Below are 22058 nucleotides of genomic sequence, written 5' to 3'. Positions count from 1 at the left end.
TGAAAATCCGTGAGGATTTTCAGTTTGGTACATACTTGCAAAGTTAAGTACTAAACCCCGATAGCGCGGATTTGTAATCCGTGCCCATTCCAATTATCACTTTTTTTAAACCAACAATAACAGAACATGACTATAAAAAAACTAGCTTTATTAATAATTCTGCTTCACTCAATAATTAGTTTTTCCCAGATTAATAATAAAACTGATTTACAGGAAAGAGTTTCAGAATATTCGAATGAGGCAATAAATAGAGAACGTCAAAATCGATACTACACTGAAGCAGAATATAAATTAGTATCTGAGTTGGAGAAAAATTCATTTCAAGCCACAGCAAACCCTGATGAGAATAATGAGCTTTCACTTTTTTTAAAACAAAATTTAAGCACTCAAGATTTAAAAAAGATTGATTATCATAAAATTACATCTTCATTTCTTTTCAAATTAAATCCCTATAAATTAGACAACTATGATTACACAATTAGACTAACTTTTGAGATAGGTAAAGACAATAAAGCTCAAAATATAAAAATTCAAACAGGTAATGCTGATTTTAATAAACAAATAAAAAATGTATTCAAGACATTTCCTTTAGAAAAACTTAATATTGATACCGAAAACAAATCTGCAATAATTAGTGTTCAATTATTTTGTAGGGAAAACAAAAAAACAATAATAAAAGCAAGTACAAATGCAGTTTATGATGTCACTCCATCTCTTAATGAATGTCAAAATTTAGATTACAGCAAACGTAATAGCTGTTTCTATAACGAATTGAATAAATACATTTTGAAACATATATCCTTAGAAGCAATTTCCAAACAAAAATTAAAAGGAGAAATTTCGATTTATCCAAGATTTTCAATAGATACTAATGGAAAAATATTTAAGGTAAATTCAATTGCTCCAAATACTATCATTAAGAATGAAATTGACAGAATTATTCAATCTTTTGACAAAAAAATATTACCAGCCAAAAGAAATGATACTACAAAAGAATATTTTTACGAAACCAGCTACATCCTTTTTATCGAAAAAACCTAAAATAAACAAAAAAATGAAAACTATATTAACCCTATTTTTTGCCCCAGCTAGCGCAAGCGTCCCGCATGTGCCCGCAAAGAAAATCCAATAAAAAAGCCTTTATTTTTTTAAATAACCTTAATTAAAAAGTATGAGCAGGAAATATAAGTTTGGTGAAAAATCAGGAGCTTATTTTATTTCATTCGCTACTGTAAACTGGATCGATGTTTTTACCAGAGACATTTATTTTAGTAGTATTATTGAATCCTTGGATTTTTGCAGAAAGAATAAAGGAATGGAACTTTATGGCTATTGTATAATGCCAAGTCATATTCATCTAATTTTTCGTTCGGCATTGAACGACCCATCAGGATTAATTCGGGATTTTAAGGGCTTTACATCAAAAAAAATGCTCCAACTGATAGAAGACAACCCGCAAGAAAGCAGAAAAGAATGGATGTTATGGATGTTTTCGCGAGCCGGAATAAAAAACTCAAACAATGTTAATTACCAATTTTGGCAACAACATAACCAACCCATTGAAATTTGGTCTTTACTTTAAAAGTATTCGAACAAAAACTGAATTATATACATCAAAATCCTGTAGTGACAGGTTTTGTAACAGATCCAATAGATTGGAAATACAGTAGTGCCAGAAATTATGGCAATGATGACCATACTATTTTAAGTATCGATATGAATTAAGATTGCGGGCACAAGCGCGACGCTTGCGCTAGCTTATGACCGTTATATGCAATTTAACGAATTAAAAAAATCAAGAAAATAAGGACAAAAGAAAATAAGGACGACAAATTAGAGGCTGCAAAGCAGATTTACGACGTAAGTAATTGGCTAAATATTCATGTCAATCATTTAGGCTATTTGCGAAATCTTATTATTTTACTTTCTACGGCGGAAATAGGTTTTATACTGAGTGATTCCGTTCAAAATTTAGAGTTATCATGTTCCGTTCGTTGCGCAGTTACCGTCGCTTTAATTCTAAGTTTAATTTCAATCGGATCAGGACTTGTGTTAGCAATATTAGAAGAATGGAATTTCAGACTTAAACGCAAAATTTCGAGAATCATTGTTCGCTCTGTAAATTACAAAGAAGCCAAATCAAAGTATTCATCAATAGAAGAAACATGTACAAAGATTGAACGCGCTAACAGAATTGTCTTTTTTATACAGTTGTTTCTATTTTTTGTTGGGACTGTCCTGTTATCATCATTACTGTTTTAACAAAAAAGCGGGCACAGGCAAATGCCTGCCTAACTAATGTGGTTTAACATTAAAAACTGAAAAATTGACATTTCTTTCTTAAAAATTATTAAAATTTTCAGAAACAAAAATCCCCTACAAAAGTCAACAACTAACTTATTGTCAGTTTATTGCAATTGGTATTTTCTTTGTTATTTCAAAAGAAAAAGCAATGTTTAACTCAAAATGTATTTATTATGACAATTGTTAAGTATCAAAACCAATGGCCTAGTTTATTTGACAAATTTTTTAATAATGATTTTGAAGGTTGGAATAGAGACAATTTTTCAAAAACCAACACTACGCTACCTTCTTTGAATATCAAAGAAAACAAAGATTCTTTTTTTGTAGAAGTTGCTGCTCCGGGTTTTGAAAAATCAGATTTCAAAATTGAACTGAATAATGATTTATTAACTATTTCTTCAGAAAAAAAACTAAGCAACGAGACTAAGGATGGAGAACGAATTACCAAACAGGAATTCAGCTACCAGTCCTTCAGCAGATCTTTCACACTTCCTGAAGTGGTGAATGATGAAAAAATTTCGGCTAAATACGAAAACGGAATTTTAGCCATCACCATTCCTAAAAAAGAGGAAGCCAAGCCCAAAGCTTCTAAAATTATTGACATCAAGTAATCCAATTTTGAAAAATGAGTTAGAAAAACACTAACTCATTTTTTTATGCTGCTAAATCCGTTTCATCAGTGTTAGTCTTTTAAAAATTTGAAAAACGAGTTTTTTTCTTAATTTTACCGCTATGATTAAAATAAGCATTATCGGCTCCGGAAATGTAGCCCAACATCTTATCACTACATTTCAAAACCTTAAAAAATCGGGCAGTGAAATCGAGTTGGCACAGGTTTTTTCCAGAAAAAAAGAAACCCTGGCTGCATTACTTCATCCGGAACAAATTATTACCGAATATTCTAATTTGCAGGAAGCTGATTTATACATTATTGCCGTTTCTGACGATGCCGTCGAAACTGTTTCAAACCAACTTCCGTTTAAAAACCGTTTAGTGGTACACACTTCGGGCAGTATGGCTTTAAATGTTTTACACGACAATAACCGAAAAGGCGTTTTTTATCCCTTGCAAACTTTCTCAAAAGGAAAAACAGTCGATTTTACAACAATTCCCATTTGTTTGGAAACCGAAAATCCAACTGATTATCAGGTTTTGGATAAAATTGCCAAAAGCATTTCGGAAAAAGTCTATGCTATCAATTCCCAACAACGAAAAGCACTTCATGTCGCAGCCGTTTTTGTCAATAATTTCACCAATCATCTCTACTCCATTGGAAACGAAATTTGTCAGGAAAACCAAATCCCTTTTGATATTTTAAAACCTTTGATACAGGAAACGGTAACTAAATTAAATACCCTTTCTCCTCAGGAAGCTCAAACAGGGCCGGCTATTCGCAACGACCAGAAAACCATTGCAGCGCACGAAGCCTTTTTGACCGATGAAAAACAACTCACTATATATAAAATTCTAACCCAATCGATTCAGGATAATGGCAAAAAGTTATAAAGAAATAATGAACGACATCACTACTTTTATTTTTGATGTTGACGGTGTACTTACCGATGGTTCCGTATTTGTAAACAGCGATGGCGAAATGTTGAGAACCATGAATATTCGGGATGGTTATGCGTTGAAAGCAGCGGTTGACAGCGGCTATAATGTATGTATTATTTCGGGCGGAAGCAACGAGGGAGTACGCGTTCGTTTACGCAATCTGGGAATTACCAACATTCATTTAGGAACGCCTGACAAGGTGGAAACCTTTGACGAATACATTGATATTCACCAAATCAAACAGGAACATATTTTATACATGGGCGACGATATCCCTGATTATCAGGTGATGAAATTAGTAGCATTACCTGCTTGTCCGCAGGATGCCTGCCCTGAAATTAAAGGCATTTCCAAGTACATTTCCCATAAAAATGGCGGAAAAGGTGCTGTTCGTGATGTGATTGAACAAGTGATGAAAGTTCAGGGAAAATGGATGGAAAGTTTTGATGCTAAATATGATTAAAAGCAGGGAGTTGGAAGCTGGGAGCTATCGGGACTTCCAACTCCCAGCTCCCAGCTCCCAGCTTCCAACTCCTAACTCCTAACTCCCAACTCAACAAATGAACTTCCTAAATCTCATTCGATACAAAAACCTATTAATGCTGGCTTTGATGCAGCTTATTTTCAGGTACGGCTTTTTGAAATTACAAAAAATCGATTTGGCTCTTGCCGATTGGCAATACGGTTTATTGGTTTTAAGTACGGCTTTAATTGCAGCTGCGGGTTATGTAATTAACGATATTTTTGATCAGGAAACCGACAAAGAAAACAAAGCCGATAAGTGTATTGTAGGCAAAACCATTTCCGAAAACCGGGCTTATAACATTTATGCCTTATTAAATATTAGCGGAGTTGCCATTGGCTTTTATTTATCCAATGTGATTATGCGACCTACTTTTGCAGCTATTTTTGTTTTGATTGCTGCAACACTTTATATTTATGCAACCAGTTTGAAACAAATGCCACTTATAGGTAATATTGTTGTTGCTTTATTATTATCGTTAAGTGTTATTATTATTGGGATTTTTGATATTTTCCCCGCTACTGATACCGCTAATCAAGAAGTCATGGCAGGCATGTTTGCTATACTTATTGACTACGCCGTTTTTGCCTTTATGATTAATTTTTTACGCGAAATTGTTAAAGATTTAGAGGATTTCGAAGGCGATTCCAAACAGGGAATGCGAACATTAGCTATTGTTTTGGGCATACCAAAAACAACCAAACTAGTTTTTGCCTTGAGTTTTATTCCAACAATACTACTGTTTATTTACATCAATAATTACCTGATAGCCAATCATCTTATTGCAGCCACCATCTATGGTTTGCTGTTTGTTTCTGGACCACTACTCTATTTTAGTATCAAAACGTGGTCAGCACAATCAAAAATCGACTTTCAAAAACTAAGTAAAGTACTGAAATGGATCTTATTTTTCGGAATTTTATCCATTTTATTCATTACCCTAAACATACAATACCATGCTTCGAAATAAATTAAAAGATTACAAAATCATCTTAGCTTCTGGTTCGCCCAGAAGACAGCAATTTTTCAAGGATTTAGATTTGGATTTTGAAATTCGGTTAAAAGAAATCGAAGAAATATTTCCTCCGGAATTAAAACGGGAAGCAATCACTAATTACCTCGCCGAATTGAAAGCCGCTGCTTTTGACGGCGAGTTACAGGACAACGAAATTCTTGTTACCAGCGACACCTTAGTTTGGCACAATGAAAAAGCTTTAGGAAAACCCAAAGACAGCGAGGATGCTTTTGCTATTTTAAAATCCTTATCGAATGCTACTCACGAAGTCATTACCTCGGTTTGTTTTAAAACCAGCACAAAAACCGAAGTTATATTCGAAATAACCAAAGTTACTTTTAATGAATTAAGTGACGAAGCCATTGCTTATTATATCGAAAACTACAAACCTTTTGACAAAGCGGGCGCTTACGGAATTCAAGAATGGATTGGTTTTGTGGGAGTTTCCAAAATTGAAGGTTCTTATGCTAATGTTATTGGACTTCCGGTGGACAAAGTATATCAATATTTGAGTAATTTAGCATAAAACGAAACACATGAATTTTTTAAATAATTTCACAACCGAATCAATTGCTAGTGGTATAGTAATTATAATTCTGATGATTTTTCGAATTATATCCACCAAATTAGTACGTAAATTTGCCAAAAGCACTCATATCATTGAGAACAGAACCAATTTAGTTATTAAATACATTCATCTGCTGATAAATATTCTGGCAGCTATTGCTTTAATCTTTATTTGGGGAGTAAGCTCAAAAGAAATTATTTCAGGCATTACTTCGGTTGCAACAGTAATAGGTGTTGCAGGTGTGGTAATGATTGCCCAATGGTCTATTTTGAGTAATATTACCGCAGGGGTTCTTTTATTTTTTTCCTTCCCTTTTAAAATAGGCGATATCATTCAAATTCTGGACAAAGACTTTCCTATTGTAGGCGAAATTGAAGATATTGGAGCTTTTCATGTCACCATAAAAAATAAAGAGGGAGAACAGGTTATTTATCCTAATAATCTATTTTTTCAAAAAGGAGTTTCTATACTTCCTAATCTACATGAAGAAAAAGAATTTACCGATTAATCGTCTTTTAATAAACTACCTCGGGGCAGTGCCCCAGAGGTATTAGTGAAATAATCGCCACGAATTCACTAATTTCTTTTTTATTCGTGAATTCGTGGCAAAAACCGAAGCCGAGATTCAAAAAAATCAGCTCGGTAAAACAAATTTTATTTCAAATACTGTTTGTTTTTTCATAAAATACCACCCACTCTTTAGCCACATCAGCTTACTTACTTTCAAACAATAAAGCGACATCAAATACGTTTTAAATGGAGAAAAACGGCTTTTCAAATTAGTTTTTAAACAGTACAAATAGTTTTTTGGCACAATAATTGGCTTTTTAATTATAAAGAATGAAAATAATAACGTTTATATGTTCTTTTATAATTATCATTGGTATAACCTAAAAATTTAGAATTATGAAAACTTTAAAATTGATCGCAGCAGGAATTATATTATTAGTAACGAGTGCCTCACACGCTCAGGTTTCAGTAAATGTAAATATCGGAGCTCCTCCTGCCTGGGGACCTGTAGGCTATTCGAATGTGAATTTTTATTACATTCCGGACATTCAGGCTTATTATGATATTCGTCTTTCACAATTTATTTATTTTGGAAATGGAAGATGGATATATACAAGACAACTTCCTCCACACTACAGACATTATGATTTATACAGAGGTTACAAAGTAGTATTAACCGATTACCGCGGAAACAAACCTTACATCCATTATAAAACTCATAAAGCAAAATATTATAAAGGATACAAAGGAAAACCACAAAAAACAATCGGTAACAGATACGATTACAAACACGACAACAAACGTGATTTTGATTATAACAGAGGGAATAATTCCGGTAACAACAAACACAATCAGGGTCGCGGTAACGGAAACAATAAACGTTAAATTCTAACACCTCAGATACTAAAGAAACGCTAACTGCGTTTCTTTTTTTTAAGCTACTTTAAAAAGTTAAAATAATGTTAACAAAAATAATATTGGCACGTAAATTGGAATAAAATAAAAAAGAACGAATACAGATAAAAAATAAAACGATCTCAAAAAGAACATTTTGAAACTAAAGTAGAAAATAAAACAAAAAACTGTAATCTCTCATTTTTAAAAGTGTTATAGCAATTATTTTTACGACTACTTAGTACATAAAAAAAGCGACTTAAAAAAAAGCTTTGCGTTTATTCTTTTAATCGAAATTCGGATAAGTTAAAAATAAGTTAATAAAATATTTTTGGCACAGTAATTGAAAATTGACTAACATAAGTAATAAAAAATAATTCATAACCCCAAGTAACTTTAAAATATAGAAATCATGAGAACTTTAAAATTAATCGCAACAGGAATCATTTTATTTGCAGCAAGTACATCACAGGCACAAGTTTCAGTGAACGTAAACATAGGAGCACCCGCAGTAGTTGTAAGACCGGCATGGGTACCACAAAATCACGTTAATGTAGATTTTTATTACATCCCGGAAATTGAAGCATATTATGACGTTAACGCTTCTTTGTATGTGTATTTAAACCACGGAAACTGGGTTCGTACAAGATATGTACCGGTACAATACCGAAACTGTGATTTGAATCGTGCGCATCGAATTGCCTTAAGAGGATACCACGGAAACCGTCCTTATGCTTATTTCAACAATCATACTGTTAGATATTACGATAACAGAAATTATCCAAGATATGCAGAAGGTCGCCGTTACAACAACTACCGTTATGCCGATAACTATAAATCAAGAGACCGTTACGACAGAGACGACAGAGATGATAGAGATGACAGACGCGACAGAGGAAACCACTACGGACACAGAAACCGTTAATCTAATAATACAAAAAATCAAAGGCGAATTTCAAATTGGAATTCGCCTTTTGGTTTGTTAAGCATTACTACAAAGACAACAGCAATGATTTTATTCCAAAAAAATAATTACTACATTTGAGCTTATTGAGAAAAATTATGCAAAAAACACCAATAAATATATCTTTCATTATTCTGCTATCCTTATTGTTTACTCAGGTTTCTTCAGCTCAAAAACCGGAAAAATGGAATTCGGTTGAAATTTACAACCAAATTCAAAAATTGAATTTTCTGGGGAGTGTACTATATATTGCAGCCCATCCCGATGACGAGAACACCCGATTGATTTCTTATTTATCCAATGAAAAAAAAGCAAGAACAGCATATCTATCATTGACCAGAGGCGATGGCGGACAAAATCTGATAGGACCTGAATTAAGAGAATTATTAGGTGTTATTCGTACTCAGGAATTAATTGAAGCCCGAAAAATTGATGGCGGAGAACAGTTTTTTTCCCGTGCCAATGACTTTGGTTTTTCTAAAAATCCGGATGAAACTTTCGAAATTTGGGACCGTGAAAAAGTCCTGTCTGATGTAGTCTGGACAATTCGAAAATTCCAACCCGACGTCATTATCAATCGTTTTGATCACCGCACCTCAGGAACTACTCACGGGCATCATACCGCTTCGGCAATTTTAAGTGTTGAAAGTTTTAAATTAGCTAATAATCCAAAACGTTTTCCGGAACAACTAAAGTGGTTCAGCACCTGGCAACCCAAACGTATTTTCTTTAATCCTTCTGTTTGGTTTTACGGCAATCAGGAGAAATTTGATCAGGCCGATAAATCAAAATTCCTCAGTCTGGAAACAGGAGTTTATTATACCGAGACAGGAATATCCAATCAGGAAATTGCAGCTTTAAGCAGAAGCAGTCATAAATCACAAGGTTTTGGAAGCACCGGAAGTCGTGGTCAGGATACCGAATACCTGGAGTTGATTAACGGCGAAAAACTAAAAGACAAATCCAACCTTTTTGACGGCATCGACACCAGTTGGAATCGCATAAATGGCGGAAAAGCAATTGGCGAATTAATTAGCCAAATTGAATCACAATTTAATTTTTCAAATCCGTCGGCATCCATTCCTGATCTTATCAAAGCCTATCAAATGATCGCTGCTTTAGACGAAAATCATTGGAAACCAATAAAACTGAACGAACTTAAAAACATTATTGCCGGCTGCACCGGATTGTACCTCGAAGCCGTTGCTAACGTACAACAGTCCACTCCGGGAAGTACTGTTAAATTAAGACTGGAAACCATCAACCGAAGCGCTATCCCAATGGAATTAAAAAGTGTAACCCTTTTTCCAAATCAAAAGAACAGCGTTTATAATAAAGTTTTAAGCAATAATATCGCCGAAAGAAATACTATCGACTTAGAATTAGCCGAAAATTTAGAATACACTCAGCCCTATTGGTTAAAAGACAAAGGAACAACAGGAATGTATCAGGTTGACCATCAGGAAAATATTGGTATTCCGGATATTATTCGAGAAGTTAAAATACAATTTAACATTGCAATCAATAATGTAAATATTCCTTTTGAGCGTGATATTATTTACAAATACAATGATAAAGTAAAAGGAGAAATGTACTATTTTCTGGATATAATACCTGATGCCAGTACTAAAATAGTAGATCAGATTTCTTTTTTCAATGATGGAAAAACCAAAAAAATGGCAGTGCAGGTCAAAGCCGGAAAAGACAATATTGAGGGCAATGTACAATTAGAACTAGCCGATAACTGGCAGGTAACTCCGGCAACAATCCCTTTTAGTCTGGATAAAAAAGAAATGGAAAAAACACTGTATTTTGATGTTACACCTCCCGAAAATCCATCGGAAATAACAGCCAAAAGCAGCGTAACCATCAATACTAAAAAGCTGGAAAAAGAGCAAATTATGATTAATTATGACCATATTTCCAAACAACAGGTTTTATTGCCGGCTGAAGCCAAATTTAAAAAACTGGATTTAAAAACCACTAACGAAAGAATTGGTTACATCATGGGAGCCGGTGATGAAGTTCCGGAATGCCTAACCCAAATGGGATACAGTGTTCAATTACTCAGTCCGGATGAAATTAACTCCCGAAGTTTAAACAATTTTGATGTTATCATTACGGGAATTCGCGCTTACAATACCTTAGCGGGATTAAAAATCAGACAACATCTTTTGCTTGAATTTGTAAAAAAAGGAAAGACATTAATTGTACAATACAATACTCCCGATTCGAATATTCCGCATAATATGGCACCTTATCCCCTGACGATTTCTCAGGACAGAGTTACCGATGAAAATGCTACAGTGGAATTTCTGGCGCCAAATCATCCCATTTTAAATTATCCAAATGAAATTACCCAAAAAGATTTTAAAGGATGGACACAGGAACAGGGCTTGTATTATCCCAATGAATTTGATGCTGCTTTTACTCCTATTCTTTCCTCACATGACAAAGGTGAAAGTCCTAAAAAAGGAGCTTTATTAGTGGCAACTTATGGAAAAGGACAATATATTTATACCGGTTTAAGTTTATTTAGAGAATTGCCTATGGGCGTTTCCGGAGCCTACCGATTGCTGGCGAATATGATTGCGCTTAAAACACCTGAATCTGAAATTGTTAATCCCCAAGAATAAAAAAGCAATAAAATGGAACCAAAAAAAGAAAAAAACTGGAAAACAAATTATACCTGGGTACTGGTTGCCAATATAATATACATCCTGTTCTTTTATTCAATAATGAAATTATACTCTTAAGCTATGCAATTATTTGACTGGATTGTATTGATTATCACCCTGCTCTTTATTGTATCGTATGGAGCCTGGAAAACCAAAGGAAGTAAAAATGTTGAGGATTTTATTCTGGGAAGCAACGAAACCCCCTGGTACACCGTAGGACTTTCGGTAATGGCTACACAGGCCAGTGCCATTACTTTTTTATCCACACCGGGACAGGCTTACCATGACGGAATGGGCTTTGTGCAATTTTATTTTGGGTTACCCATAGCCATGATCGTCATTTGCCTGACATTTATCCCTATTTATCATAAATTCAAAGTTTTCACTGCTTATGAATACCTCGAAAAACGATTTGACCTAAAAACCCGTTCGCTTGCGGCTATTTTATTTTTATTCCAAAGAGGACTCGGTACCGGACTAACCATCTATGCTCCGGCCATTATTTTATCGGCTTTACTGGGCTGGAATTTGAGTTATATGAATATTGTTATTGGGATTCTGGTAATTATTTACACTTTTTCAGGTGGGACAAAAGCGGTAAACGTTACCCAAAAACAACAGATGTTTGTGATTATGTCGGGGATGTTTATTACTTTTTTTCTGATTCTTCATTTTCTGCCTAACGACATGACTTTTAGCAATGCGTTGCACATAGCAGGAGCTAATGACAAAATGGATATTGTAGATTTCTCTACTGATCCCGAAGAAAAATACACTTTGTGGAGCGGAATTACAGGTGGCTTTTTTCTGGCACTGGCTTATTTTGGAACCGATCAGTCGCAAGTGGGAAGGTATTTATCCGGAAAATCCGTTCGCGAAAGCCAGATGGGATTAATTATGAATGGTTTTTTAAAAGTACCGATGCAGTTTTTTATACTGCTGACAGGAATTATGGTTTTTGTTTTTTTCCAATTCAATCCTGTTCCTTTAAATTTCAATCCCAACAACAAGGCGGCTATTGAAAAATCAAAATACAAAGACGAATACCACGCCCTGGAAAAACAATTAGAGCTGCTTTCGGAAGACAAAAAAGTCATCAATTTGTTGTACATCGATCAGTTGAATCAGGACTATGACAACCCGATTCTCAGAAAGGAATTAGTAGCGATTTCTACCAAAGAAAAAGACCTGAGAGATCATGCCAAAGAAATCATTCTAAAAGCCGACAAAGGCAGTGAAACCAACGATAAGGATTATGTTTTCTTTCACTTCATCCTGCATTATCTGCCTAAAGGTTTAATAGGATTATTACTGGCCGTGATTATTTCGGCAGCCATGTCCTCTACAGCATCAGGACTTACTGCACTGGCTTCTACAACAGCTATCGATATTTACAAACGCAATTTAAAAGAACCCAAAACCGAAAAGCACTACCTTCATGCTACTAAATTTTTCACCTTGTTTTGGGGAATTATAGCCATTCTTTTTGCCTGTATTGGAACACTGTTTGAAAACCTAATCCAATTAGTCAATATTGTAGGTTCTATTTTTTACGGCACTGTACTGGGAATATTTCTGGTGGGCTTTTATATCAAATTTGTCAAAGCCAAAGCTATTTTTTACAGCGCTTTGATTAGCCAGTTGACCATTTTTGTGATTTATTATTTTGCCATTTTTATCTACCCAAGTGGCGAAGAAAAACTGGGATACTTATGGCTGAATTTTATTGGAGCCATGATGACGATTGTGCTTTCAACTTTATTACAGGCTAGTATTTTTAAGACTGAAAAAATTGAGGAATAAAAAATAACTCTAAAAAGTTGTCAGCGCTATTGCTATCAAATATAGCAACGGTTATAAAATCATGAATTAGTTGCAACAGTGATAAATTAAAGAATATTTAAAGAAGTGGGCGTGCCCCTGCCTCCACTACGCTACGTCATGGTTGGGCTCTTAGCTTTATCTCTCCGTTGCACTTCGAGGATACCGCCGCAAATAAAATTCACTGGACTCAACAAAAAAATAAAACTTAGTGAAGTAATCCCTCACGCGGTTCCTGCATTCAATAAAATTTGTAATTGCTATTGACAATGCTTTTTGTAATTGTTATTTCAGTACATTTAAGTCAGAAAATCAATTCATTATGAAATGGTCTGCTAAACCTATTAAACACAAAGGAGAAAATAGAATTGCTGTCTATTTTGAAAAAAATGCCGGCTTGATTGAGCGCATCAAAAAAATTAACGGCGCCCGATGGAGTCAAACACTTATGGCATGGCATATTCCGGATACCGAAGAAAACAGAGTTCGGTTCAAAATAACGCCAATAGCATATACCATTCCTTCAGAAGAAGCACAAATACAAATAGAAAAATTCAAACAATGGATGCGTTCCAAACGTTATAGCGAAAGCACTATTGTAACTTATAGTGAAGCTTTAAAATCTTTTCTGGTATTTTATCGAGAAAAAGCCATTGCCGATATTACAAATGAAGATGTTATTTTGTACAATAATGAGTATATTTTAAAAAATAATTTATCAGCTTCTTATCAAAACCAAATCGTCAATGCCATTAAACTATTCTTCCAGACCATCCGAGAAACCAAGATGCTGGTAGATAAAATTCACCGACCAAAACGAGCCAAACAATTACCCAATGTATTGAGTAAAGAAGAGATAAAATTGATTTTGAATGCCCACAGCAATATCAAACACAAAATGATGCTTTCGTTGATTTATAGTTGCGGTTTGCGCTGTGGCGAATTATTGGCTCTCGAACCCGTTCATATCGACTCAAAAAGAAACCTAGTTTTACTGAAAAACGCCAAAGGAAAAAAAGACCGCATTGCTCCATTATCCCCAAAAATTTTAGAAATGTTGCGGGAATATTATATCGCCTTTAAACCCACAAAATATTTGTTTGAAGGGCAAATTAGCGGACAACCTTATGATAGTAGGAGTCTCCAACAGGTATTAAAACAAGCTTTACAAAAATCGGGAATTACGAAACCTGCCACTTTGCATTGGCTCAGGCACAGCTTCGCTACACACTTACTAGAAAACGGTACCGATTTGAGATACATTCAAGAATTATTAGGTCATAATAGTAGCAAAACTACCGAAATTTACACGCACGTTAGTACGAAAAGTATTCAACAAATAAAAAGTCCTTTTGATGATTTGTAATACAATTATTATTTTTACATTTGTTGGACAATACGCTACTTTATAGCGCCAATCTACCCATTTTTGGGTGTATATGCGCTAGTTTGTAGCGAGTATATACTAGTTGTGCGACATTATATTCCAATTGTAATGAAAAAAATACTGTTGATTTTCCTGATTCTCAAAAGCATTGTATTCAATGCTCAATCCATATCAGAAATCAATAGTCGTTTGGGCATTCCTGATACTCTTGCCAGCAAAGAAATTCGGGTTTACAAAAGCTACCAAATAACCACAGGCACCGAATTATTTAGATTTTACAAGGTTGATGAAAAGAATTGGAGCGCAATTCTTTATCATTTTAGAAACGACCTAACAACATTTGACGAAACCGTAATAACTCCAAAAAGTAATTTTGAATATCTATGGTTACAGTTTTATATCATCAATATCAAAAAGTTGCCGAGTATTCGGGAGATTGATTACAAAATTCAAAAACCGAGAGTTGTGTTTGACGAAAAATATGGATATGTAGTAGAAACAACGACATTAGGCGTTATGGATGGAATTGGGTACAAACTTTACTATAGAAATTTGAAAGAAATCAATACGATTCAATTCGATAACTATGAAATTTATTTAAAACAATCTCCAGATGTAGATGAGTTAAACGCTTACAATGAGATTATCAATTTGATAAAGGCAAATTTTAATGTTTGGCAATAATAATAACGTCGCACAACAGCGGCTACTCGCAATCGGTTGGTTAAGCCGAAGATTCAAGTTCACGTTTTCTTATTACCTTTAGTCGCAGCGGAGAGTACTCGGTTTCATAACCCAACCGACTTCGAGTGAGCCGCGAAACGTTGTGCGCCATTTATAATCACGTTTATGCTAAAAAGTTTATTTGAGGAAAATACAAAAGCACCAGAAGAAACGATAATTAGCTTATCTAAAAGTTATAGTTATTTTCAAATCTTTGGCGGAATAGTTTATATCGTGTTATGCTTAGTTGCTATTTTTTCTAACTTTTCTGTAAGCTACAAAATATTATGTTTTCTAATCTTAATTTACCTAACGTATGCTTTATACTCAAATGTAAAAGAAAGTAAAACTGAATCAAAAGTTTGTCTCAAACTAAATGACAAAGGAATTCAAATAAAAAGCAATAAATTTATAACTTGGTCGAAAATTGAGACTTTTGAATTTATCAGTAGACCGAACTATTCTTCTTCTTCACAATCGAAAGATTATTTAGTTCTTAATACTTCTAACGGTAAGGAAGAAATCTTTTTAAACGAGTTGAATATTAGTAGCCAAAAGCTAAATTATTTATTAAAAATCTATAAAAATAGAAGCTTGAAAAAGTCTTAAACGGCGCACAACAGCGGTTTTGCGCAACTGCTATTTCAGTTGTAAAAGTTCGTTTTTATTTTCATAACTTCGTTCAGTCCAGCCTAGTGTACTCAGTTCCAATTTCCGCAGCTGTCGCAAAGCCACAGGACGTTACCAGCAATTATAAGAAAAATAGCATCTATGAAGAATGTTTTGCTTTTAGTTTTAATTTTTAGTTTCAACTTAGTTTTATCTCAAAACAAAATTGAAATAGACTCTTTATTAAACGAAATTGTGAAAACAAATGACTCTAAAGAAATAAGCAAAACTGAACCAGCCAAAAAAATTATAGAATATAAAACTAAATTATTACCAACTCTTGCAGATTTTTTTACAGACCAAACTATAACGAATGTAAAATCTGAATGTATTGGACGAAATTTAACAAAAGGCGAAATCGCAATAATTATAGCAGACAGAATTGAACTAATTATTGTTAATTATATAGGATTCTACTATCAAAATTGCTTAATGAGCACCTGTGAAAATAATACAAATTTCGTAGAGTTCTACTTGCCATTTATACAATCTGTTGGCACTGAAAAATTTCAAGAAAAATATAAATTATGGTTATTAAGTGATGAGAGATATAACACTTTATTACCTGCAGGTTATGAAACCAAAAGCGAAAGGAAAATAAGGAAAAAGGAATACGAAAAAGCAAAACTTACAATAATTGAAACAAAATAACTGCTGGTAACAGCCGTTACACGAGATTTGGGCATTAGGCTGAATTTATAGATGATTTTTGTATTTGGGAAATTTGTGTTTAACCGAAAAACCTCGCATCTTTAATCCCAAACCTCGTGTAGCGCCAGAACGTTACCTGCAAGGCTAAAACCGAAGACTACTTGAAACATCGAATATGTATTGTAGAATTTTATTGACCAATAATTTCCTTCCTGTGCGAAATACCCCATACTGTTAGGTTATTGATAATCGTTTGCAATGTTCTACCATGCTCTGTAAGTTCATATTGCACAGAAATGGGCTGTGTATCCAAAATGGTTCTTTTTACTAATTTGTTCACTTCCAAAGCCTTTAATTCTTTGCTCAACATTCTGTTTGAAATCCCATCAATATCATTTAAAATGTCCGAAAATCTTCTTGTTTCATAAAAGCATATTGATGAAATAATAGGTATTACCCACTTTCCATTTAACACATCCATAGAATCTTGAATGGCTCTCATTTCTGTCTTGTGTTTCTGTCCGAAATCTTTTGTTAGGCACATAATAATGTTACTTTGTTACACCGATGTTACTGTTATTTTTAAGTACAAAGTTACTTAAAATAACTTACCTGTTATAATTTTGTGCCATTAAAAATTTAAAATAAGTAAAGAAATGGATTTTAAAAACAAAAATGTATTAGTGACAGGCGGCACCAAAGGAATTGGATTTGCCACCGCAAAAGCATTCATCAATGCAGGAGCAAGTGTTTGGATAACAGGTAGAAGTACCGAAAACCTAAAAGAAGCAGCATCGCAAATTAACAGCCCATTGCTGAAAACAGTGGTTTCTGATATTTCGAATTTGACAGGAATTGCAGTTTTAGAAAAGGCAATTGCAGAAAGTGGAAATAAAATTGATATACTATTCTTAAATGCAGGTATAGCCATATTTTCACCCATTGCAATGACCTCGGAAGCCGATTTCGATGCTCAGTTCAACACCAATGTAAAAGGCTTGTATTTTACATTACAAAAATTAATACCACATTTGGCTGACGGGTCTTCAGTACTTTTTACGTCATCTACAATTGCACAAGCAGCTACCATGTATAGCAGTGCCTATGCTGCAACAAAAGGTGCGGTAAACAAAATTGCCCAAATTGCTGCAAACGAATTGGCTGATAGAAAAATAAGAGTAAACATTGTAAGTCCAGGTCCAATAAACACACCAGGCTTAGACAGTGTTGCTAATGACGATGTGAAAGCACATTTGGCATCAGGTACCGCTTTGAAAAGAGTAGGAAAACCAGAAGAAATAGCGAGTACTATTTTGTTCTTAGCTTCTGACCATGCAAGCTTCATTACAGGTACAGACATTTGGGTTGATGGTGGTTATGTAAACCATTTGCTCAAATAATTTAGCAAAAAACATTTTAACAAGAAGCCATAAGCGGTTCATCTGCTTGTGGCTTTTGCTTTTGCGAATTCACTAAAAAATAAACGACATGACAAAGCCCAGCAGGTAACAGCGGTTTTGCGTAATGGCGGGTGACGTGCTTCGTATGAACATTTGTGCTATCTTTGAAGTGTGTGCTTCGTATCAACATTTGTGGTAAAATCCGCCACTACGCAAAGCCGCAAACCGTTTCCAGCAATGATACAGACCAAAAATACTACGATAAAATAAAATATGGAAGCACTTTGGACATTCCCACTTTACATAATCAGTCCTTTGATTGGTATAATATTAACTCTTATCGGTATTTTCAAAATTAGAAAAGGTAATACAAATAAAACTCTTTATATAGGCTTAGGTTTTCTTGCACTTCCATTTATTCATCTTGCATTAGTTTCTATATTCCAACTAAATTTGGAAAATAAAATCGTAGGTAACTACAATCTCGGAAAAGAAAAAGATATCCTCATTGTCTATGACAACGAGACTTTCACTCTGAATAAATCCAGACAATATAATAATGCCGGCAAAGGAAAATGGAAAATTGAAGAAATCGATTCGCCAATACTAATTCTAGATTTTGACTCGATTAAAAAAAGCGAATTATGGCTAGAAATTGAGCCGAATGAGAAACAAATTATATTGAAAACTATGCCTTGGGGGAATAATCTTTCGACAGAGTTTGTCAAGAAATAATCACTGCTGGTAACAGCTACTACAACGGATTTGGGCAATAGGCTTAATGGAAAAATGGTTTTGTATCTGAATGATTTGGCAAATCCGAAGAATGGGCTTAATTTAGTCCCAAACCCGCTGTAGTACCAGAACGTTACCAGCAACTTGGCCGCACGAAACCACTCGATTAACCGACATTAAAAAAATGAGCCGAAAGAATTAAAGTAAAATGAAAGAAAAAATAGTTCGAAGTTTTGGATGGATTTCAGCTGTGTTTTATTCAATAATGGCACTTATAACATTTCTAATTTTAATTTATGAAAGTCTCGAGATTACTGCATTCTTGACTTTGGCAATATTTATTGGAATGGCTGTTACCGGATGGAACGCTCGGACGTTTGGATTGAATGATTTTAAACATAAACTCATAATAAAATTAACTGCAATATTTTCATTGATTTTTGGATGCGTGTTTGCGTTTCTGTCGCCATTTATTTTTTCCAAGAGTTACGGAATTGGTGACTCATATGAGCCGATTATAGTTTTGATTGTTATGTTTCTTCCTTCTATAATATCGTCATTAGCAATTCTGATAAAATATAAAGTTCAAATAAATTAAGCTGCTGGTAACAGCCGTTTCTCGCAATTGCTAATTTTATGGTAAGTTTCACGTTCACGTTTCTCAATAAATTTTATCTTAGTGGAAAATATGTCGCTACGAAGTTCGCCACTTCGCAAAGCCCCAAACCGTTATAGCCAATGGTAGGACGACCGTACAAACGACAAAGGCCCGACCTGAATTCAAAAATAAACACAAGGACAACCCTTTTTTTATAAGCAACTAATAAACAAAAGTGTAGAAAGGATTCGAAAGTATGTTCTTACCAAGTAAATCGGCAGAGTTAACATAAACTACCAAAGTGCCTGTATTAGTATTTTCAAAGTAAAAACTCATTATTGAAATGAAAAACCATCTTCTATCCGTTTCTGAAACTTATCAATTGTTTAACACAAGTAAAAAAGGCTTGCATAGAGCAGAAGTTGAAGAACGCCAAAAACAATATGGTAAAAACGAACTACTAGAAAAAAAGAAAATTTCTATTCTCGTTTTATTGATGCATCAGTTTAAGGATGTAATGGTTATTATTCTGCTGTTAGCAGCTGTAATTTCTTTAGCTGTGGGCGATTTAAAAGATGCCATTGTAATATTAATCATTGTGTTACTTAATGCTATCATAGGTTTTGTGCAGGAATACCGTGCAGAAAAAGCAATGGAAACATTGAAAAAAATGTCGGCATTTACTGCTACGGTTCGCAGAGGAGGAAATATTGTTCAACTTGCTGCATCCGAGTTAGTGCCCGGTGATATCATAATTCTAGAAGCAGGGATGTCGGTTCCGGCAGATATTCGTTTAACAGAAACTTACTCCTTAAAAGTGGAAGAGGCATCATTAACCGGAGAATCCAATGCAGTAGAAAAACACACAGATGAAATAATCCCGGAAAACTCACCGCTAGGCGACCGATTCAATATGGCTTACAAAACAACAATTGTAACTTATGGAAGAGCTGAGGGTATTGTGGTGGCAACTGGTATGGACACCGAAATTGGTCGGATAGCTCAACTGCTACAAGAGGATGAAACTAAAACACCACTTCAAAAGCGATTAGCTGACTTTGGAAAAAAACTATCTTTTGTTGTAATTTTTATTTGTGCCATTATTTACGGTGGAGGTTTGCTGCGTGGCGAAGACCCTATCCGCATGTTGCTCACCGCCATCTCTGTCGCAGTAGCTGCCATTCCCGAGGCATTACCAGCAGTTATCACTATTGCTTTGGCTTTGGGTGCGAAACAGATGGTTCGTAAAAATTCACTCATCCGAAAATTACCTGCCGTTGAAACATTGGGTTCTGTTACTTACATCTGTTCCGATAAGACAGGAACCATCACTCAAAATAAAATGACAGTTATGGATTGTTGGATTTCGCCAAAAACGGAAGGAATCAATGAGTTTACAGCAGAGCAACTATTGCTACTTTCGATGGAACTGAACCATGATGTGATAACCGATGAAAGTAAACAACTCAAAGGCGACCCAACCGAAGTGGCTTTGGTTGAATATGTCCGAAAAAACATATATTACAACCAAAAATGGTTGACAGATTTTAAACGTCAATATGAATTGCCTTTTGATTCGGTGCGAAAACGAATGACAACCATTTATCCTTTAGCTGGACAATGGCTAATTGTTACAAAAGGTGCTGTAGAAAATATTTTAAGCAGTTGTAAGGATGCAAATTCAGAAGAAATAAATGAAGCTACCGAAAAGTTTGCTCAACAAGGAAAAAGGGTTTTGGCTTATGCCTTAAAACTCGTAGATGAATTACCCAAGAGTATTTCAATAGAGAGCATTGAGAACAATTTAAAATTTATTGGCTTGGCAGCAATGATTGACCCTCCAAGGGAAGAAGTCATACAGGCGATTACAGATTGCCACACAGCAGGTATTACACCCATTATGATCACTGGCGACCATCCTATTACAGCAAAAGCTATTGCCACCGAAACAGGGATTTTACAACACAAAACCGACAGGATAATTACAGGAACTGAACTTGCTAATTTTACAGATGAAGAATTTGAAAAAGAGATTGAATACATAAAAGTATATGCGCGTGTATCGCCCGAACAAAAACTAAATATTGTAAAAGCATTGCAAAAGAAAAATCATTTTGTTGCGATGACAGGCGATGGAGTGAATGATGCTCCTGCATTGAAACGGGCCAACATTGGTATCGCAATGGGTATTACTGGTACTGATGTTTCAAAAGAAGCGGCACACATGATTTTATTAGATGATAATTTTGCCACTATCATAAAAGCAGTGCGAGAAGGTCGTAGAATTTTTGACAACATTCGCAAATTCATAAAATACACTATGACAAGCAACAGTGGTGAGGTATGGACAATTTTCCTTGCGCCTCTTATCGGTTTGCCAATTCCGCTTCTTCCAATACATATTCTTTGGATAAATCTTGTTACAGACGGTTTGCCCGGACTTGCTTTTACATCTGAAGGAGCCGAAGAGAACATTTTAAAACGTCAGCCACGCAAAACAGATGAAAGTATTTTCAGTGATGGTCTGGGCATTCATATTCTTTGGGTGGGGTTGCTTATGGGTGCTATATGTATAGGAACACAAGCTTGGGCAAGACACGCAGGCAATGAGAAATGGATGACAATGGTATTTACAGTTTTAAGCATATCACAAATGGGACATGCAATGGCTATTCGCAGCGACTGGAAATCACTTTTCAGTCAAGGCATTTTTGGAAATAAACAATTGGTGGGGGCAGTTCTGTTGACACTTGGGTTACAAATGGCGGTAATTTATGTTCCTTTTTTACAAGACATTTTCCGTACACAATCTTTGACACTTATTGAACTATTGACCTGTTTAGGACTATCAAGTATTGTATTTTGGGCAGTAGAATTGGAAAAATGGGTTAAACGGAGAAGTCTAAACATCTCAATTTCTAAGAAATAATAATGACACTAAAACTCACTACTCCGCAAAGTATAGTTCCTTATGAACGCTACGCAAATGTCTTTGACTTTACACATAATTCCTATTAACAATTAGAACAACCATTCATAATTTTTATTACAAATAAATCAATTA

20 protein-coding genes and 1 pseudogene are annotated in these 22058 nt (G+C 34.7%); 20 read left to right on the top strand and 1 reads right to left on the bottom strand.

All coding sequences use genetic code 11. The features are described from left to right. The first annotated feature begins 126 nt into the window (after window positions 1-126). The 16 genes and pseudogenes from IEV84_RS14115 (at window position 127) to IEV84_RS14040 (ending at window position 16261) form a co-directional block, all read left to right on the top strand. On the top strand, window positions 127-1041 hold the full coding sequence (locus IEV84_RS14115) for a hypothetical protein (RefSeq protein WP_188495024.1): 915 nt from the start codon (window positions 127-129) through the stop codon (window positions 1039-1041). 130 nt (window positions 1042-1171) lie between these two features. Next, window positions 1172-1725, top strand: a pseudogene (locus tag IEV84_RS14110) (transposase). Between the two features lie 752 nt (window positions 1726-2477). Continuing rightward, complete coding sequence (locus IEV84_RS14105; RefSeq protein ID WP_188495022.1) at window positions 2478-2915, top strand: Hsp20/alpha crystallin family protein; 438 nt, start codon at window positions 2478-2480, stop codon at window positions 2913-2915. Between the two features lie 121 nt (window positions 2916-3036). Further along, window positions 3037-3810, top strand: coding sequence for a Rossmann-like and DUF2520 domain-containing protein (locus IEV84_RS14100; protein WP_188495020.1), 774 nt, complete (start codon window positions 3037-3039; stop codon window positions 3808-3810). Then, window positions 3794-4321 (top strand): KdsC family phosphatase, encoded by a 528-nt coding sequence (locus IEV84_RS14095; protein ID WP_188495018.1) that lies wholly within the window; start codon window positions 3794-3796, stop codon window positions 4319-4321. Before IEV84_RS14100 ends, IEV84_RS14095 begins: the two co-directional genes overlap by 17 nt. A gap of 97 nt (window positions 4322-4418) precedes the next feature. Next, window positions 4419-5351, top strand: coding sequence for a geranylgeranylglycerol-phosphate geranylgeranyltransferase (locus tag IEV84_RS14090; protein WP_188495016.1), 933 nt, complete (start codon window positions 4419-4421; stop codon window positions 5349-5351). Further along, entirely contained in the window at window positions 5338-5922 is a 585-nt protein-coding gene (locus IEV84_RS14085; protein ID WP_188495014.1) for a Maf-like protein, read from the top strand. Before IEV84_RS14090 ends, IEV84_RS14085 begins: the two co-directional genes overlap by 14 nt. 10 nt (window positions 5923-5932) lie before the next feature. Then, a complete protein-coding gene (locus IEV84_RS14080; RefSeq protein ID WP_188495012.1) occupies window positions 5933-6472 on the top strand; it encodes a mechanosensitive ion channel domain-containing protein in 540 nt (179 codons plus the stop codon). 398 nt (window positions 6473-6870) lie between these two features. Continuing rightward, window positions 6871-7359, top strand: coding sequence for a hypothetical protein (locus tag IEV84_RS14075; protein ID WP_188495003.1), 489 nt, complete (start codon window positions 6871-6873; stop codon window positions 7357-7359). Between the two features lie 421 nt (window positions 7360-7780). Continuing rightward, window positions 7781-8293, top strand: coding sequence for a hypothetical protein (locus IEV84_RS14070; protein ID WP_188495001.1), 513 nt, complete (start codon window positions 7781-7783; stop codon window positions 8291-8293). A 137-nt stretch (window positions 8294-8430) separates the two neighbouring features. Beyond that, complete coding sequence (locus IEV84_RS14065; RefSeq protein ID WP_188494999.1) at window positions 8431-10968, top strand: PIG-L family deacetylase; 2538 nt, start codon at window positions 8431-8433, stop codon at window positions 10966-10968. Between the two features lie 123 nt (window positions 10969-11091). Further along, window positions 11092-12813 carry a sodium:solute symporter family protein gene (locus tag IEV84_RS14060; protein WP_188494997.1) on the top strand — a complete coding sequence of 574 codons (1722 nt, stop codon included), beginning with the start codon at window positions 11092-11094 and terminating at the stop codon, window positions 12811-12813. A 340-nt stretch (window positions 12814-13153) separates the two neighbouring features. Continuing rightward, window positions 13154-14197 (top strand): tyrosine-type recombinase/integrase, encoded by a 1044-nt coding sequence (locus IEV84_RS14055; protein WP_188494995.1) that lies wholly within the window; start codon window positions 13154-13156, stop codon window positions 14195-14197. Window positions 14198-14326: 129 nt separating this feature from the next. Beyond that, a complete protein-coding gene (locus IEV84_RS14050; protein ID WP_188494993.1) occupies window positions 14327-14902 on the top strand; it encodes a hypothetical protein in 576 nt (191 codons plus the stop codon). A gap of 165 nt (window positions 14903-15067) precedes the next feature. Beyond that, on the top strand, window positions 15068-15550 hold the full coding sequence (locus tag IEV84_RS14045; RefSeq protein WP_188494991.1) for a hypothetical protein: 483 nt from the start codon (window positions 15068-15070) through the stop codon (window positions 15548-15550). A 162-nt stretch (window positions 15551-15712) separates the two neighbouring features. Beyond that, complete coding sequence (locus IEV84_RS14040) at window positions 15713-16261, top strand: hypothetical protein (RefSeq protein WP_188494989.1); 549 nt, start codon at window positions 15713-15715, stop codon at window positions 16259-16261. Between the two features lie 190 nt (window positions 16262-16451). On the opposite strand, the gene IEV84_RS14035 is transcribed toward IEV84_RS14040, so the two are convergent. Next, the gene (locus IEV84_RS14035; protein WP_188494987.1) at window positions 16452-16763 is read right to left on the bottom strand and encodes a winged helix-turn-helix transcriptional regulator; all 312 of its coding nucleotides are present in this window, start codon (window positions 16761-16763) and stop codon (window positions 16452-16454) included. 154 nt (window positions 16764-16917) lie between these two features. On the opposite strand from IEV84_RS14035, the gene IEV84_RS14030 reads away from it, so the two are divergent. The 4 genes from IEV84_RS14030 to IEV84_RS14015 all read left to right on the top strand — a co-directional run bounded on the left by IEV84_RS14030 (window position 16918) and on the right by IEV84_RS14015 (window position 21923). Then, window positions 16918-17661 carry an SDR family NAD(P)-dependent oxidoreductase gene (locus IEV84_RS14030; RefSeq protein WP_188494985.1) on the top strand — a complete coding sequence of 248 codons (744 nt, stop codon included), beginning with the start codon at window positions 16918-16920 and terminating at the stop codon, window positions 17659-17661. 273 nt (window positions 17662-17934) lie between these two features. Further along, window positions 17935-18396 (top strand): hypothetical protein, encoded by a 462-nt coding sequence (locus IEV84_RS14025; RefSeq protein WP_188494983.1) that lies wholly within the window; start codon window positions 17935-17937, stop codon window positions 18394-18396. Window positions 18397-18604: 208 nt separating this feature from the next. Next, window positions 18605-18994 carry a hypothetical protein gene (locus IEV84_RS14020; RefSeq protein ID WP_188494981.1) on the top strand — a complete coding sequence of 130 codons (390 nt, stop codon included), beginning with the start codon at window positions 18605-18607 and terminating at the stop codon, window positions 18992-18994. Window positions 18995-19337: 343 nt separating this feature from the next. Further along, window positions 19338-21923 (top strand): cation-translocating P-type ATPase, encoded by a 2586-nt coding sequence (locus IEV84_RS14015; protein ID WP_188494979.1) that lies wholly within the window; start codon window positions 19338-19340, stop codon window positions 21921-21923. The last annotated feature ends 135 nt before the right edge of the window (window positions 21924-22058 follow it).

Source organism: Flavobacterium palustre (genome assembly GCF_014639535.1).
Lineage (GTDB): Bacteria > Bacteroidota > Bacteroidia > Flavobacteriales > Flavobacteriaceae > Flavobacterium > Flavobacterium palustre.
Note: the sequence above shows the minus strand (reverse complement) of the source record. Positions and strands in the feature narration are given on the sequence as shown.

Excerpts from the sequence above, each read along its gene's own strand:
- IEV84_RS14115 (WP_188495024.1), top strand. The coding sequence starts at position 127 with ATGACTATAAAAAAACTAGCTTTATTAATAATTCTGCTTCACTCAATA.
- IEV84_RS14105 (WP_188495022.1), top strand. The coding sequence starts at position 2,478 with ATGACAATTGTTAAGTATCAAAACCAATGGCCTAGTTTATTTGACAAA.
- IEV84_RS14100 (WP_188495020.1), top strand. The coding sequence starts at position 3,037 with ATGATTAAAATAAGCATTATCGGCTCCGGAAATGTAGCCCAACATCTT.
- IEV84_RS14095 (WP_188495018.1), top strand. The coding sequence starts at position 3,794 with ATGGCAAAAAGTTATAAAGAAATAATGAACGACATCACTACTTTTATT.
- IEV84_RS14090 (WP_188495016.1), top strand. The coding sequence starts at position 4,419 with ATGAACTTCCTAAATCTCATTCGATACAAAAACCTATTAATGCTGGCT.
- IEV84_RS14085 (WP_188495014.1), top strand. The coding sequence starts at position 5,338 with ATGCTTCGAAATAAATTAAAAGATTACAAAATCATCTTAGCTTCTGGT.
- IEV84_RS14080 (WP_188495012.1), top strand. The coding sequence starts at position 5,933 with ATGAATTTTTTAAATAATTTCACAACCGAATCAATTGCTAGTGGTATA.
- IEV84_RS14075 (WP_188495003.1), top strand. The coding sequence starts at position 6,871 with ATGAAAACTTTAAAATTGATCGCAGCAGGAATTATATTATTAGTAACG.
- IEV84_RS14070 (WP_188495001.1), top strand. The coding sequence starts at position 7,781 with ATGAGAACTTTAAAATTAATCGCAACAGGAATCATTTTATTTGCAGCA.
- IEV84_RS14065 (WP_188494999.1), top strand. The coding sequence starts at position 8,431 with ATGCAAAAAACACCAATAAATATATCTTTCATTATTCTGCTATCCTTA.
- IEV84_RS14060 (WP_188494997.1), top strand. The coding sequence starts at position 11,092 with ATGCAATTATTTGACTGGATTGTATTGATTATCACCCTGCTCTTTATT.
- IEV84_RS14055 (WP_188494995.1), top strand. The coding sequence starts at position 13,154 with ATGAAATGGTCTGCTAAACCTATTAAACACAAAGGAGAAAATAGAATT.
- IEV84_RS14050 (WP_188494993.1), top strand. The coding sequence starts at position 14,327 with ATGAAAAAAATACTGTTGATTTTCCTGATTCTCAAAAGCATTGTATTC.
- IEV84_RS14045 (WP_188494991.1), top strand. The coding sequence starts at position 15,068 with ATGCTAAAAAGTTTATTTGAGGAAAATACAAAAGCACCAGAAGAAACG.
- IEV84_RS14040 (WP_188494989.1), top strand. The coding sequence starts at position 15,713 with ATGAAGAATGTTTTGCTTTTAGTTTTAATTTTTAGTTTCAACTTAGTT.
- IEV84_RS14035 (WP_188494987.1), bottom strand. The coding sequence starts at position 16,763 with ATGAGAGCCATTCAAGATTCTATGGATGTGTTAAATGGAAAGTGGGTA.
- IEV84_RS14030 (WP_188494985.1), top strand. The coding sequence starts at position 16,918 with ATGGATTTTAAAAACAAAAATGTATTAGTGACAGGCGGCACCAAAGGA.
- IEV84_RS14025 (WP_188494983.1), top strand. The coding sequence starts at position 17,935 with ATGGAAGCACTTTGGACATTCCCACTTTACATAATCAGTCCTTTGATT.
- IEV84_RS14020 (WP_188494981.1), top strand. The coding sequence starts at position 18,605 with ATGAAAGAAAAAATAGTTCGAAGTTTTGGATGGATTTCAGCTGTGTTT.
- IEV84_RS14015 (WP_188494979.1), top strand. The coding sequence starts at position 19,338 with ATGAAAAACCATCTTCTATCCGTTTCTGAAACTTATCAATTGTTTAAC.